The 13,303-nt window shown below is 61.5% G+C and carries 14 protein-coding genes; 9 read left to right on the top strand and 5 right to left on the bottom strand.

The window, feature by feature from the left end; genetic code table 11:
• Positions 1–106: 106 nt before the first annotated feature.
• Complete coding sequence (locus ACW5XC_RS00440) at positions 107–700, bottom strand: TetR/AcrR family transcriptional regulator (protein WP_042054589.1); 594 nt, start codon at positions 698–700, stop codon at positions 107–109.
• A gap of 107 nt (positions 701–807) precedes the next feature.
• On the opposite strand from ACW5XC_RS00440, the gene ACW5XC_RS00435 reads away from it, so the two are divergent.
• Together ACW5XC_RS00435 and ACW5XC_RS00430 are read left to right on the top strand one after the other, a co-directional pair.
• Positions 808–1,731, top strand: a complete 924-nt coding sequence (locus ACW5XC_RS00435; RefSeq protein WP_042054590.1) for an ABC transporter six-transmembrane domain-containing protein — start codon at positions 808–810, stop codon at positions 1,729–1,731.
• Positions 1,732–1,759: 28 nt separating this feature from the next.
• Positions 1,760–3,148, top strand: coding sequence for an NAD(P)/FAD-dependent oxidoreductase (locus tag ACW5XC_RS00430; protein WP_042054592.1), 1,389 nt, complete (start codon positions 1,760–1,762; stop codon positions 3,146–3,148).
• Between the two features lie 39 nt (positions 3,149–3,187).
• Here the strand turns inward: ACW5XC_RS00430 and ACW5XC_RS00425 are convergent, their stop codons facing one another.
• A complete protein-coding gene (locus ACW5XC_RS00425; RefSeq protein ID WP_042054594.1) occupies positions 3,188–3,835 on the bottom strand; it encodes a class I SAM-dependent methyltransferase in 648 nt (215 codons plus the stop codon).
• A 144-nt stretch (positions 3,836–3,979) separates the two neighbouring features.
• Between ACW5XC_RS00425 and ACW5XC_RS00420 the strand changes: the two genes are divergently transcribed.
• The 7 genes from ACW5XC_RS00420 (at position 3,980) to ACW5XC_RS00390 (ending at position 10,599) form a co-directional block, all read left to right on the top strand.
• Positions 3,980–4,654 (top strand): thermostable hemolysin, encoded by a 675-nt coding sequence (locus ACW5XC_RS00420; protein WP_042054595.1) that lies wholly within the window; start codon positions 3,980–3,982, stop codon positions 4,652–4,654.
• Entirely contained in the window at positions 4,651–6,147 is a 1,497-nt protein-coding gene (locus ACW5XC_RS00415) for an AMP-dependent synthetase/ligase (RefSeq protein ID WP_042054597.1), read from the top strand. Before ACW5XC_RS00420 ends, ACW5XC_RS00415 begins: the two co-directional genes overlap by 4 nt.
• Positions 6,144–6,797 carry a TenA family transcriptional regulator gene (locus ACW5XC_RS00410; protein WP_042054598.1) on the top strand — a complete coding sequence of 218 codons (654 nt, stop codon included), beginning with the start codon at positions 6,144–6,146 and terminating at the stop codon, positions 6,795–6,797. Before ACW5XC_RS00415 ends, ACW5XC_RS00410 begins: the two co-directional genes overlap by 4 nt.
• Positions 6,798–6,839: 42 nt before the next feature.
• Complete coding sequence (locus tag ACW5XC_RS00405; RefSeq protein WP_074042595.1) at positions 6,840–7,709, top strand: SDR family oxidoreductase; 870 nt, start codon at positions 6,840–6,842, stop codon at positions 7,707–7,709.
• A gap of 1 nt (position 7,710) precedes the next feature.
• Positions 7,711–8,343: a tetratricopeptide repeat protein gene (locus ACW5XC_RS00400; protein ID WP_074042594.1), complete on the top strand. Its 633-nt coding sequence runs from the start codon at positions 7,711–7,713 to the stop codon at positions 8,341–8,343.
• A gap of 130 nt (positions 8,344–8,473) precedes the next feature.
• Positions 8,474–9,160 carry a response regulator gene (locus tag ACW5XC_RS00395; protein WP_005335091.1) on the top strand — a complete coding sequence of 229 codons (687 nt, stop codon included), beginning with the start codon at positions 8,474–8,476 and terminating at the stop codon, positions 9,158–9,160.
• On the top strand, positions 9,157–10,599 hold the full coding sequence (locus ACW5XC_RS00390) for an ATP-binding protein (RefSeq protein WP_042054711.1): 1,443 nt from the start codon (positions 9,157–9,159) through the stop codon (positions 10,597–10,599). Before ACW5XC_RS00395 ends, ACW5XC_RS00390 begins: the two co-directional genes overlap by 4 nt.
• Positions 10,600–10,694: 95 nt before the next feature.
• On the opposite strand, the gene ACW5XC_RS00385 is transcribed toward ACW5XC_RS00390, so the two are convergent.
• The 3 genes from ACW5XC_RS00385 to rloA3 all read right to left on the bottom strand — a co-directional run bounded on the left by ACW5XC_RS00385 (position 10,695) and on the right by rloA3 (position 13,130).
• Positions 10,695–11,987 carry a phospholipase gene (locus ACW5XC_RS00385; protein ID WP_042054712.1) on the bottom strand — a complete coding sequence of 431 codons (1,293 nt, stop codon included), beginning with the start codon at positions 11,985–11,987 and terminating at the stop codon, positions 10,695–10,697.
• 33 nt (positions 11,988–12,020) lie between these two features.
• Positions 12,021–12,497: a CesT family type III secretion system chaperone gene (locus tag ACW5XC_RS00380; protein ID WP_236727581.1), complete on the bottom strand. Its 477-nt coding sequence runs from the start codon at positions 12,495–12,497 to the stop codon at positions 12,021–12,023.
• 138 nt (positions 12,498–12,635) lie between these two features.
• Positions 12,636–13,130: a retropepsin-like aspartic peptidase RloA3 gene (gene rloA3, locus ACW5XC_RS00375; protein ID WP_080771400.1), complete on the bottom strand. Its 495-nt coding sequence runs from the start codon at positions 13,128–13,130 to the stop codon at positions 12,636–12,638.
• Positions 13,131–13,303 lie beyond the last annotated feature (173 nt).

Genomic DNA, 13,303 nt, shown 5'->3' with positions numbered 1-13,303 from the left:
AACAACCGCTCCCTGGTATCTGGCTATCGCGCGCCCGGCGGATAGCCAACAAAACCGGGGGAGGCCCCACGCTGACATGCCTCCCCTCCCTTGTGTGCCTGCGCCGCTATGAGTGAGCCGGGGGCAAGACCAGCTGATTGACCACCAGCATGATCTCTTGATAAGTGGTCTCTACCGTCTCGGGGGTCGGCTCCAGAATAAGGTCATCGGCATAGCCGTTGATGAGCGAGGTGATCTGGCGCGCCAGTCGCCGGGCATCGCCCGCCACAAACTCGCCGCTGTCGATCCCCTTTTGCAGGATCTGCTCCAGCACCTCGCGCCACGCCAGAATGATTTTGCGGTAGCTCTCGGCAAACACAGGGTCGCGCAGTGACTCGTTCCAGGCATCCAAATAGATGGCCCAGGAGGCATCCTGACTGGTCGGCAGGTTGTCCCGCACAAAGAGCGGCAACGCTTCGCGGGCTGGCAGCGGCAACAGCCACTCCCGCTGCTCGGCGATCTCCTGATAGGTGAAACGCTCCACAGCGCAGAGGCAAAGCTCCTTCCAATCCTTGAAGTAGTGGTAGACGTGGCTGCGCGCCAGACCGGTGCGTTCGGCAATATCACGGGTTGACGATGCCGCCATCCCCTTCTCTCGAAACAGGGCTAGTACGGCCTCGATGATCATCTCTTTGCGCTGTTCTGCTGATGGGCGTGCCATCTGACCTCCTGCGATATCAATCGATCTGCTTGACTTTGAGCGGTCGCTCAAACAAACTTTGAGCACTCGCTCAAACTTAGCGTTTCCGACATCTTAGGAGATAACCCATGACAACACCAACCACTTCGGCAGCCAGTTGCGACGAGCAGGCCACGCCGTTGCAACACTCGGCCGGTCGTTCGCTGGGGGCGATTGCGCGGGCCAATCCCCTCAAGCTGGCGGGCACCTTCTCGCTGGTGGCCCTCGAAAACATCCTGCTGGTGGTCTATCCCCTGTTTGCCGGCTTTGCCATCGACGCCATCGTCAAGGGCCAGTGGTGGCAGGCTTCAAGCTACGCCCTCATCGTGCTGCTGTTCTGGCTCATCGGCGCCCTGCGCCGAGCGGTCGACACCCGCACCTTTACCCATATCTATGCGGCACTGGCGGTGCCGGTGATCCTGACCCAGCGCCAGCAGCAGGAGGGGCAATCCACCATAGTGGCGCGGGTCACCCTGGCGCGGGAGTTTGTCGACTTCTTCGAGAAACATATCCCGATCCTGGCCACCAGCCTGATCTCCATCGTCGGGGCGGCCGTGATGCTGATGGTGATCGAGTTCTGGGTCGGCATCGCCTGCATGGGGGTATTGCTGCTGTTCGGCCTGCTGCTGCCCGGCTTTTCGCGCAAGAACCAGCTGCTGCACGAGCGGCTCAACGATCGGCTGGAACACGAGGTCAAACTGGTCACCCATGCCAAGTCAACCAGCCTCGCCCGCCACTACCGCGCGCTGGCCTGGATCCGCATCCGGATTTCGGATCGGGAGGCACTCGCTTTTCTGGCGGTCGGCATCAGCGCCTCCCTGCTGTTCCTGCTGGCCATCACCATGCTGATGGCCCAGCCCCAGGTCTCGGCAGGCCATGTCTATGCTGTGATGACCTACCTCTGGAACTTTGTCACCAGCCTGGATGAGGGGCCCGGTCTTGCCGATCAGCTGGCACGGCTGCGAGACATAGGTCGCCGGGTCAATACCGCCCAACCCGATGAAATGATTTGACATTTTGTATCTGTAACCGGAGTAGAAGATGAATCCGACCACCCTTTGCCAACGAGCGTTGACCATGTGCATCAGCTGTTTTTTCCTCGCCGCCTGCGGCCCCAAGATGAGCGACTTTGAGCTCAACACCAGCTACTGGTTCAAGGAGAAACCGGCAGAGGAGAGCGCCCCGCTAGCGCAAGACATGAAGGTGGATATCGCCATCGTCGGCGGCGGCTACAGCGGCCTCTCCAGCGCCTGGCATCTGGCCAAGGCCAACCCATCGCTCAAGATCGCCATCTTCGAAGCCAAGCAGGTGGGCAGTGGTGCCTCAGGCCGCAACGGCGGCATGGTATTGCCGGGCTCCGAGGTGATGGATCTCTACGAAGAGGGGGAGGCGAGCAAGCGCCACTACGACCTCACCGTCGCCAGCATGCGCAAGCTGCAGGCGTTGGTCGCCTCAACCGGCGTCGAGGCCGACCTCAAGCTCGATGGCTATGTGGAGGCGATCCTCGATGAGGAGGATATCGCCGAGTACCGCGACTATGTGAAAACCGCCAATCGCCTCGGCATCCCGCTCCAGTACTGGAACGCCGATACCACCGAAGAGAAGCTCGGCACCGACCGCTACGTGGGGGCGGTCTACGATCCCAATGGCGGTCAGGTACACGCCATGAAACTGGTCAATGCCCTGCGCAAGGCGGTGGAGCAGGCGGGCGTCACCATCTATGAGCAGAGCACGGTGCTGGGGATCAAGGAGGGCAAGCAGATCGAGCTCAATGTGGCCGACAAGTACAAGGTGACCGCCGACAGCATAGTGCTGGCAACCAACGGCTACACCTCCAAGCTTGGCTACTTCAGTGGACGGGTCTTTCCGGTGCACGCCCAGAGCGCCGTCACCGAGCCGCTCACCAAAAAGCAGCTGGCCGCCATCCAGTGGCAGAGTCGGGTGCCCTACTACGACACCCGCAACATCCTGTTCAATCTGGTATTGACCCCGGATAACCGTATCGTCATCGGTGGCGGCAATGCCGAGTACGTCTTCAACGACGGCCTCAACTACAAAGGCGATCTTAACCGGGTCAGCGAGATGATGATGACCGAGCTGGTGACCCTCTATCCGGCCCTCAAGGGGATCAAATTTGAGCAGGTGTGGGACGGGGTTCTCGGCATGACCGGCGACAGCACCGAAGCGGTGGGGGTAATGGGGGAGCACAAGAACATCTACTACGCCCTCGGCTACAACGGCCACGGCATCAACCTCTCCTTCCTGTTTGGCGACATCGTGGCCAGCCTCTATCAAGGCAAGGAGCACCCCTGGTTCAACCACGCGGAGCAGAGTCTGCCGATGTGGCTGCCGCCAGAGCCGTTCAAGTCAATCGGCGTCAAATCTGCCCTGATGTACTACCAGTGGCAGGACAAGGGCTACAAGGAGTAGCGCCGGGCGAACCCGACGAGTAACAGACGAAGGCACGCCTCAGGGCGTGCCTTTTTGCAATACCGCCACATCGGCGTGGGGGAAGCTGAGCTCGGCCTGCCAGCTGGCGGCCAGCACCTGAAACGATGCCTCGGCAAAGAAGACGATGTGGGTCGGGTCGTGGCGATAGCGCCAGTTTTTAAAGCGCACGTCACTGAGCACCCGCTGGGTCTGCAGCACCAGCAGGCCGCCAGGCTTGAGGCAATCCCACAACTGCGCCAGCACCGTGCGCGGCTCGGCAATATGCTCGATCACCTCGGTACTGGTGATGAAGTCATACTGACGCGTCAGCAACTCGGGAAAGTCGGCATAGAACTTGTCATACCCAACCATGTCGTAACCTGCCTCGCGTCCCATCGCCACCAGCGCAGGGCCGGGACCGCAGCCAAAATCGAGACCACTGGCAGGTAGCGGCACCCGCGCCAGCACTTCGCCAAAAGCCCGCATCAAAAAAGTGCGATAACGGGGATCATCCACCCGGTTGTCGTGACCGTCATAGACCGCCTTCTCCGCCTCCTCATCCAGATGATCCGCCTCATCCAGCCAGACCAGCTCGCACGCGAGGCAGCGATGATAGCGCTTGCCTGCCACCGGCAGAGGATAACTGCGATGGCTGGCACACAGGGGGCAGCTGACGGTGGATGACATGGCGGTTCCTCTTGGGGGCTTCCTGTTGGATAACAGCGGCGCAGATTGCCTGCCCGCAGCCTCGCTGACAACTTTTTTTGCTCCTTAAGGGTTTCTTAAGTTTGCCCTTTTACTCTCAAACCATCGCAAGAGAAGGAGTCACCCATGACCATCGAGATCCAGGCCCCCTACCGATTGCTGCTAGCCAAGTCCCCGCAGCAGGTCATGGCGCTGCAAACCTATATCCAGGCCGCCTACACCCTCGAGTTCAACGCCCGCATCCCCCATTTTCTCCCCTGTCTGCTGGGGCTATATCGGGCGGACGGGACGCTGGTCGGTGCCTGTGGTCTCAATCATGCCAGTGAGGGGCCTCTCTATCTGGAACAGTATCTGGAGCAACCCATCGAGGCCGCCATCAACACACGCCTCGGGGTCTACCCGGCACGCAATCGGATTATCGAAGTGGGCAATCTGGCCTGCAGCGAACCGGGCAATGCCCGCCTGATGTTCGCGGCCCTGTGTCGCCTGCTGTGTGAAAACGCCCTCGACTACGTGGTCTTTACCGGCACCGCCAAGCTGCGCAACAGCTTTGCCCGCCTGCAACTCAACCCGGTGGAGCTGGCCCCCGCACAGGCCCATCAGGTGGGAGCCGACGCCGATGCCTGGGGTGAGTACTACCGTTGCCAACCCAAGGTGATGGTGGGTGACATCAATCAGGGGCGCGAGGTGCTGGCCCAGAGCAGCCTGCTGCTCAATCTGCTGGCCCCCATGCCAACCCTGTTTGACGATGCCGGCAAGAGCAGTGATAACCAGACCCATCAAAAAAGGTGCGCCCAATGAGCCTGTTCGACGCCATCGCCAAACATGCCCACGAGGCTCCGCAATCCCCTGCGCTGCTGAGCAGCCAGCAGCGTCTCGATTACCAGACCCTGTGGCAACAGATCCAGCGTCTGGCCAGTCAGCTGCAACAGCTCGACATCAGCCGTCTGGCGCTGCAACTGGACAACGGCCTGCCCTGGGCGCTGCTGGATCTCGCCTGCACCCGAGCCGGTATCGTGGTCATTCCGGTGCCCCACTTCTTCAGTCAGGCCCAGCAGGCCTGGTTGCTGGAGAGCAGCGGCGCCGATGCGCTGGTGGGGCCATATCATCAGGGGTGGCATGCCGCCGAGCCGCTCTCGCTGATCACCGGAGAGCTGCCGCTCTGGCGCCACGCACCAGCCAATCGACAGGCGCTGCCCAAGGGCACCGCCAAGATCACCTACACCTCCGGCACCACAGGCCAGCCCAAGGGCGTCTGCCTGTCACTGACCCAAATGATGGCGGTGAGCCATGCGCTGACCGAGCGAGTCGCGCCAGCCAAGGTGGAAAAACACCTGACCCTGCTGCCGCTGGCCACCCTGCTTGAGAACATCACCGGCCTCTATGTGCCGCTGCTGACCGGCGCCTGCAGCCGCATTCCGTCCCTCGGGGAGCTCGGTTTCACCGGATCCAGTTCGCTCAATCCAGCCATGCTGGGGGAGGCGCTGCTGCGCTGGTCGACCCACAGTCTGGTGCTGGTGCCCGAACTGCTGCGCCTGCTGCTGGCGCTCTGCACCAGCACACCGACGCTGGCCCAGCAGCTCAAGAGCCTGCGCTTTATTGCCGTCGGTGGCGGCAAGGTGGCCCCCGACCTGATCAAACATGCCCGCCAGCTCGGACTGCCGGTATACGAAGGTTATGGCCTCTCGGAGTGTGGCTCCGTGGTGGCGCTCAACAGCCCGGATGCTGACAAGCCCGGCAGCGTCGGCCGCCCCCTGCCCCACTGTCAGGTCACCATCGCCAGCGACGGCGAAATTATGGTGAGCGGCAGTGCCATGCTGGGCTATCTCGGCAACAACGAACCGACTCCCGAACAGATTGCCACTGGCGAACCTTCTGCCATGCAGATCGCCACAGGCGATCTGGGCCACCTCGATGAAGAAGGCTACCTCCATATCACCGGGCGCAAGAAGAATGTCCAGATCACCGCCTTTGGCCGCAACTTCTCCCCCGAGTGGGTGGAGGCCGAGGCCCAGCTCTGCCCCGCCATCGCCCGCATCGTGGTGTTTGGCGATGGTCAGCCCGCCAACGTGGCGCTGATCCAGCCCTTGCCGGGCAAAGAGGCGGATCTGCCACAACAGATCGAAGTATTGAATCGTCGTCTCCCCGACTACGCCCGCCTGCACTACTGGTTGCCGGTGGCGCTGGATCAACATCCCGGCCTGCTGACCGCCAACGGGCGCCCACGTCGCAACGAGATTTACCAACACTTTTCCCGGCAAATCAGCCAATGCCTTACAGGAGAATCGTCATGAGCTTCTATCAGACTCTGCAACAAGCCACTGCCAGTGAGCGTGAGCATCTGTTCAACGCCCCCATCATCGAAGCCTGTCGCCGTGGCGATATCAGCCGTGACACCTATCTCGCCTTTCTGGCGCAGGCTTACTACCACGTGCGCCACACAGTTCCACTGCTGATGGCAACCGGCGGCAAGCTGGGTCAGGAGTACGAGTGGGTGCGCGGCGCCATTGCCGAGTACATCGACGAGGAGTATGGCCATCAGGAGTGGATCTTAAGCGATATCCGCGCCTGTGGCGGTGATGCCGAGGCGGTGCGCCACGGCCAGCCGGGGCTGCCCATCGAGCTGATGGTCGCTTTCCTCTACGACCAGATCCAGCGCGGCAACCCCATGGGCTTCTTCGGCATGGTGCAGGTACTGGAAGGTACCAGCGTCGCCATCGCCCTCACCGTCGCCGACCAGCTGAAAAAGGGACTCGGCCTGCCACCGCATGCGATGAGTTACCTGAGCTCCCACGGCGCCCTGGATCAGGAGCACCTCAAGTTCTTTGAATCCCTGATGGATCGGGTCGAGAGTCCGGCGGATCAGGCCGCCATCATCCACGGGGCCAAGGTGGTCTACCGCCTTTATGGCGAGATGCTCTACAACCTCACCGCCACACCGTAAGTCGGCAGCGGATCAGCAGACAGCAAAAAGGGAATCCATACCATGAACCTTGAAGGGAAACTCGTGCTGCTCACCGGCGCCAGCGGTGGCATAGGTGAAGAGCTGGCGCAGGAGCTGGCGGCCCAGGGGGCACACCTGCTGCTGCACGGACGTCGCGGCCCCGCACTGGAGCGGCTGTGCAAGTCACTGCCCCACCCCGAGCGCCATCAGGTGGTGCTCACCGACCTCGGCTCTGCACAGGAGCGGGCCAAGCTGTTGCAACACCCTGCGCTGGAGGACGGGATCGACATCCTGATCAACAACGCTGGCTGCAACCAGTTTGCATGGCTGGAAGATCAGAGCTTTGAGCAGGTGGAACGCCAGCTGCTGCTCAATATCGAGGCGCCCATCCAGCTCACCCGTGCCCTGCTGCCAACCATGCGCAAGCCGGGGATCATCATGAACATGGGCTCGAGCCTGGGCAGCATCGGCTACCCCGGTTACAGCGTCTACTGCGCCAGCAAATTTGCCCTGCGCGGCTTTAGCGAAGCGCTGGGACGAGAGCTGGAGGGGAGCGGCATCAAGGTGCTGCACTTTGCCCCCCGCGCCACCCGCACCAAGCTCAACTCCGAGGCCGCTTACGAGATGAATGCAGCGCTCGGCACCCAGACCGACAGCCCGCAGGAAGTGGCCGAAGAGGCGGTCATCGCCCTGTGCAACGAAACCCGCCGCAGCTGGCTCGGCTGGCCGGAAAAACTGTTCGTGCGGCTCAATGCCCTGCTGCCCGGCATTGTCGACAAGGCGCTGGCCAGACAGTTGCCAATCATCAAACGTTATGCCCGTCATCTTCAGCCAGGGACGGCTGATGCCGGCGCAAACAGTGCGCCACAACCAGACTTGTCCCGCCCGATCCCGACCAAGAAGGAGCATTAATATGAACTTTTTCCGTCAATCAGTGACCTCTTGTGCCATCGCCATCCTGCTGGGGTCCTCCTCGGTCATGGCCGCGGATGATGCCCTCGTCCCCATCCAGCAACAGTGGGCCGTCTGCCAGTATCAACAGACCGGCAAGGCGAAAGAGAGCTGCCTCGAAACCCTGAGCACCCAGGCCGAAGCGGCCAGCGCCAAGGAGCCTTTTCGCGCCGATCTGCTGATCTGGTCGGCCATCGTCAAGAGCACATGGGCGGGGGCCAAAGGGGGGCTGGGGGCACTGGGTCTGGTGAAAGAGGCCAAAGCCAAGCTGGAGCTGGCACTCAAACAGGATCCCAAGGCGCTGGACGGCTCCGCCTACACCAGTCTGGGCTCCCTCTACTATCAGGTGCCCGGCTGGCCGGTCGGCTTTGGCGATGACGAGAAGGCAGAGCAACTGCTCAAGCAGGCTCTGGCCATCAATCCCGATGGCATCGACCCCAACTTCTTCTATGGCGACTTCCTGCTGGATCAGGGTCGCAAGGCCGAGGCCAAAACCTACCTCGACAAGGCGCTGGCAGCCCCGGCCCGCCCAGGTCGCGAAGTGGCCGACGAAGGGCGCAGAATGGAGATCCGCGATCGACTGGCCAAGCTATAAAACCCTGATGGATCAAAGAACTATTTAAACTCTGCCCACCAGCTTGCATACTGGTGGGCAGGGTTGTTTATGCCACGGCACGCCCTGGCGCTGAGCCAGATCGCCACACCCAACAAACAGGGAGAAAAGAATGCGGATCCTGCTGGTGGAAGATGATGTGATGCTGGGGGATGGTATGCAGGATGCACTGCGCCATAGCGGCTATACGGTGGACTGGCTGCAACAGGGGTTGCCCGCTCTGGCAGCCCTCAAGAGCGACGAGTTCGCCGCCCTGATCCTCGATCTCAACCTGCCCGACATCGATGGCCTCAGCCTGCTGCGCAAGTTGCGGCGTGAAGGCCACCAGTTGCCGGTGCTGATCCTCACCGCCCGCGATGCGCTGGACGATCGGGTGGTCGGCCTTGATGCCGGCTCCGACGACTACATGGTCAAGCCCTTCGCCCTGCAGGAGCTCAACGCCCGCCTGCGCGCCCTCGTTCGCCGCAGCAAGGGGCAGGCTCAGGCGGTGCTGGAGTATGGCGATATCCTTATCTATCCCGAATCCCAGCAGGTCACCTATCAGGGGGAGGCGGTCAAACTCACCCCCCACGAATACAAGTTGCTGCAGGAGCTGATCAGCCAGAGCGGCCGGGTGCTGAGCAAGGATCAGCTGCAACAGAGCCTCTACGGCTGGGATGAAGGGGCCGAGAGCAACGCGGTAGAGGTGCATATCCACCATCTGCGCAAGAAGTTCTACAGCGACCTCATCCGCAATATTCGCGGGGTCGGCTACATCATTCCCCAGCTCGAACAGCCAAGCCGGACACCCGCACGATGAAACGTCCCCGCTCCATTCGCCGCTTTCTGCTCACCGGTATCCTGACGCTGGTGAGCCTGAGCCTTACCATCAGCGCCTTTATCGGCTACATGGAGGCGAGCCACGAAATGGAGGAGCTGTTTGATGCCCGCCTCGCCCAGTCGGCCCGCATCACCAATCAGCTGCTGGCTCGCTACATGGCCCAGCAGGGGCAACTGCCCGCCAACGGCACCGTCTATCAGGAGTGGGAGGCGCAAAATCCCGATGAGTGGCAAAAAGACCCCAGCCTCAACCTGACCGGCGAGGATCGGGAGATCACCCCCTACGGCCACGAGTTCGAACGCAATCTCTACTTCCAGCTGCTCGATGAAAAGGGCGGCTTGCTGCTGCGCGCCCCCAGCGCCCCGGATCAGCCGCTGGTCACCCTGGCTATCGGCTTCGACACGGTCGAAAAAGATAATCACCAGTGGCGCACCTTCACTCTCTACAACCAGCAGGAGCAGACCTGGCTGGTGGTAGCCGAGCGGGACGACGAGCGCAGCGAACTGGCCAGCAAGATGGCCACCCTCACCATGCTGCCGCTGCTGATCACTCTCCCCTTCCTGCTGGCCCTGCTCTGGTGGCTCATCACCCGCGGGCTGGCCCCCCTGCGCCAGCTGGCCCAGGCCATCAGCGAACGTCACCCCGCCAACCTGAGCCCCCTCAGCCTCAAGATAAGCGCTCAGGAGCTGACCCCCCTCACCAACGAGATCAACCGGCTGATGCAGGCGCTGGCGGAGACCATAGAGCGGGAGAAACAGTTCACCAACGAGGCGGCCCACGAGCTGCGCACCCCGCTGGCGGTGCTGCGGATCCACAGTGAAAATGCCCTTGCGGCCGATGATGACGCCAGCCGCCAGCAATCCCTGCACAAGATGTTGCAGGCCCTCGATCGCAGCGATCGGCTGATCCGCCAACTGCTGACCCAGGCCCGTATCGACAACCAGCAGGGACTGGTACTGACCGAGCTGGAGATAGGCCACCTGCTGCAAGGCACCCTGGCGACCCTGGCACCCATCGCGCTCAAGAAGGATCAGCAGCTGTCGCTGGAATGTGAATTGCCGCAGCTGGTGATGGGGCAGGCCACCCTGCTCGAGCTGCTGTTCAGCAACCTGATCGACAATGCGCTGCGCTACACCCAGCCAGAGGGCGAGATCAGGGTACGGGTACTGCGAGAGGGCAACCGGGTGAGGGTGGATGTGAGCGACAACGGCCCCGGCATTCCCGCCAGCGCCTTGCCCCGGCTGTATGAACGCTTCTTTCGGGTCAATCCCCAGCAGGGGGATGGCGTGGGTCTCGGCATGGCCATCGTCTCGCGTATCGCCCAGCTACACGGCGCCGACCTCGATGTCCACAACCGGCCGGAAGGGGGGCTGGAGGTGAGCGTCTGGCTACCGACCCACACCCACTCCCAGCCCTGATCCGAAAATGACAACGTCTCCCCAAGGGAGGCGTTGTTCATGGATAGTTCGCACACTGACGCTACACGACTTGTTGCGGCGCCATCACCCGTAGATCAGGCAAGCAGTGCATCCAGACCTGCCGTCACCGCCTCCATGCGATGCCCGCCAGAGTGTTCAATCACATAACGCTTGCCCACCTGGGAAGAGGCATCCAGCCCGAACACACCGTGCTCCACCTTCTGGCTCAGCGGATCCCCGCTGGTGTTGACGTGGGTGACATTGGCATCGTCCAGCTTGTGAGCGAGGCGATCACGCAATCCGACATGCAGCCCCATGCTGTTGAACGCCGTGACCTTGAGCCCGTGCTTGATGCCGGCATATTGCGCCAGACCGCCCCCCAATGAGTGGCCTAGCACCTCGACCTTGCCGCCATACTGCTGGGCAAAGGCCTTAACCAGCCGGTCGGCATCTTGAAACGCGCTGTCCTTGATGCCAAGGGCCGCGCCAGCATCGCTCTTCAGGGTGCCGGGGCGTTTGGCAGGCTGAGTGCCCACAAACGAGAGCACCATGGTATCGCCACGCTTGTAAACGGCGACCTTGAGCGCAGACCAGGCATCACCTGTCAGGATAAAGGGGTCATTCTCGTTCTTGCCCGGGGTGACATGAAGTGTCAGGGCACTCCCGGTGCCACCGGAACTATCTTCACGGCGGGCCAATATCGAAGGGGGAATATCTGCCAGCGTGGCGTGACTGTAGCCTGCCGGCATCTCCCGATAACTGCTGGAGCAGCTGACCCGCGCCAGCTGGGCCGCATCCATCACCGCTCTCGCCCCCTCGGCAGTCAGTGGTTCCTGCTGCGCCTTCGCCACGAAGGCCGGTTTGATGATCCCCTTGGCGGTACTCAAGGCCTGCTGTGAGCCCTGTTGCAACCGCTCTGACATACCGAGCGGTAGATGGGAGGCCCCCTTCATCACGCTACCCGCCAACCCCAGAGAGGAGGAGGCCACCAGACGCGCCGCTGACTCGCCAAGGTTTTTCACCCCGGCCACCCCGGCCGTCACCGCACCGCTGGCCACGCTGCTGACACCACCGGTGATATTGGCCAGCCCTTTGATGATGGCGCCCGTCCAGTAACGGGCTTTGCCCTTGGCACTCTGGGCATGGGAATCATGGCCGCCCTGGATGGCGATGCCAATCTTGCGAGCCGGGGCACTGAGGGTCAACCACTTGAGCGAGGTGTTCAAGACCTTGCCCGGCTGAACCCGGGAGCCGAAGCCGAGGCTGGTATAGTGAGAGGCCAGATTGTGATGAACCGAGTGCTGGCGCGATGAGGATTGCACCTCCCCATGCTCATGAGAGGCCACAGCGCTAGCACGCTGGGGTTGTCCAATGCTTTGAATAGACATCTTCTACTCCTGATTAATACCAATGACGATCCATCAACACGGGATCATGACGCCAGATAACGGGGAGGGAATGGCAGCTGTCTCCTGCCGGGCGTGCAACGCCTGCAATTGCGTCTGCAAGGTGACGCCGAGATCAAGAAATTCGCCCAAGGTCTGCATAAACAGAGTTTTATCGAGCATTTCGATAAGAGAGGAAAAGGTCAGCACCAGATGGTTGCTGCGACTGTCCAGACTGATCTGGCTTCCCCCCGTGGTCAAACCAAACATGTTCAGCTCAAGGGCCGAGCGGGTCAGCTGCAACTGACTTACCGCATCGTCAGGCAGACGCAGCAAGGGGATATAGAGGTAGCATGCCTGCAGATCATCGTTATCGGGCACTTCGACCAGGCACTCGCCATCCAGACCGAATGGCACACGACAGTGGCCATCGCTGCCCAGACTCAAGGCTACGCCCTGCTGTTCGCCCGCGAGCAATAGCCATTCAGATACGATTTGTTGATAGGGTTTCACTATGATGCACTCCACGCTCAAGCCCTTGCTGGCGAACGAGCTCGCACGCTTCAGGGTATGGTGGAGATGCTACCTCTGGCAGAGGTGCGGGGATTTAGCTGTGAAACGGCGTTTTTTAGATTCACGCCGAAATTGCCCCTAACGGCAGGCGGGCTGCACGGTAAAGGTTCGACTGGAATCCACCGGGCCCAGCTCCGCCAGCAGACGTCGGCCCAGCAGCACCGGATAGATCATCTTGCTGCGATCCCGCAGGGTGAACCACTCCTCATACACCTTGTCCCCCAGACAGATGGACATGGTCACCGTTGGCCGCTGCTCCATGCCGCCCGCACCACGCACCGTCACGCTGCGCTCGACCCGCCGTTCGAACTGTTGTTTGACCAGTTTGCCGCTGTCGGCATCGGTCACCACCAGCATGAAGCGCACCCAGTGCTTGCCGCCCCGTTTGAATCTGGTGATGGCGCGTGCATCGAGGGAAGAGGTGAGCGCCCCGGTGTCGAGTTTCATCTTTACCGCCACGCCGGTGGGCAAAATAAGTCCCTTCTCGATCCAGCCATAGCTGGTCGGGGTCTCAGCCAGCGCACTGCCACACAGTGCCAGCATCAGGGTGATCCCCACCATCATCTTGCCCATTTTACTGCCCTGCCTTGTCAATCCTGCGGCCAGATCTACCACAGTCCCATTGTGGGTCAATACGATTTATTTCAGCTACTTGGATAATATCTGGCGGGTCAGGAGAGAGACGACAAAGAGTGGCCGAACGGCGGCCCAAGCGGGCGGGAATATCGTAGGAGAGCAAGGCACCG

Source organism: Aeromonas sp. 25-AL00135 (assembly GCF_054052385.1).
This window is presented reverse-complemented; position numbering and strand designations above follow the sequence as displayed.

Coding starts and splice junctions, on each gene's coding strand:
- ACW5XC_RS00400 (WP_074042594.1), top strand. CDS start 7,711: ATGAACTTTTTCCGTCAATCAGTGACCTCTTGTGCCATCGCCATCCTG.
- ACW5XC_RS00430 (WP_042054592.1), top strand. CDS start 1,760: ATGAATCCGACCACCCTTTGCCAACGAGCGTTGACCATGTGCATCAGC.
- ACW5XC_RS00425 (WP_042054594.1), bottom strand. CDS start 3,835: ATGTCATCCACCGTCAGCTGCCCCCTGTGTGCCAGCCATCGCAGTTAT.
- ACW5XC_RS00385 (WP_042054712.1), bottom strand. CDS start 11,987: ATGTCTATTCAAAGCATTGGACAACCCCAGCGTGCTAGCGCTGTGGCC.
- ACW5XC_RS00405 (WP_074042595.1), top strand. CDS start 6,840: ATGAACCTTGAAGGGAAACTCGTGCTGCTCACCGGCGCCAGCGGTGGC.
- rloA3 (WP_080771400.1), bottom strand. CDS start 13,130: ATGGGCAAGATGATGGTGGGGATCACCCTGATGCTGGCACTGTGTGGC.
- ACW5XC_RS00420 (WP_042054595.1), top strand. CDS start 3,980: ATGACCATCGAGATCCAGGCCCCCTACCGATTGCTGCTAGCCAAGTCC.
- ACW5XC_RS00435 (WP_042054590.1), top strand. CDS start 808: ATGACAACACCAACCACTTCGGCAGCCAGTTGCGACGAGCAGGCCACG.
- ACW5XC_RS00415 (WP_042054597.1), top strand. CDS start 4,651: ATGAGCCTGTTCGACGCCATCGCCAAACATGCCCACGAGGCTCCGCAA.
- ACW5XC_RS00410 (WP_042054598.1), top strand. CDS start 6,144: ATGAGCTTCTATCAGACTCTGCAACAAGCCACTGCCAGTGAGCGTGAG.
- ACW5XC_RS00390 (WP_042054711.1), top strand. CDS start 9,157: ATGAAACGTCCCCGCTCCATTCGCCGCTTTCTGCTCACCGGTATCCTG.
- ACW5XC_RS00395 (WP_005335091.1), top strand. CDS start 8,474: ATGCGGATCCTGCTGGTGGAAGATGATGTGATGCTGGGGGATGGTATG.
- ACW5XC_RS00440 (WP_042054589.1), bottom strand. CDS start 700: ATGGCACGCCCATCAGCAGAACAGCGCAAAGAGATGATCATCGAGGCC.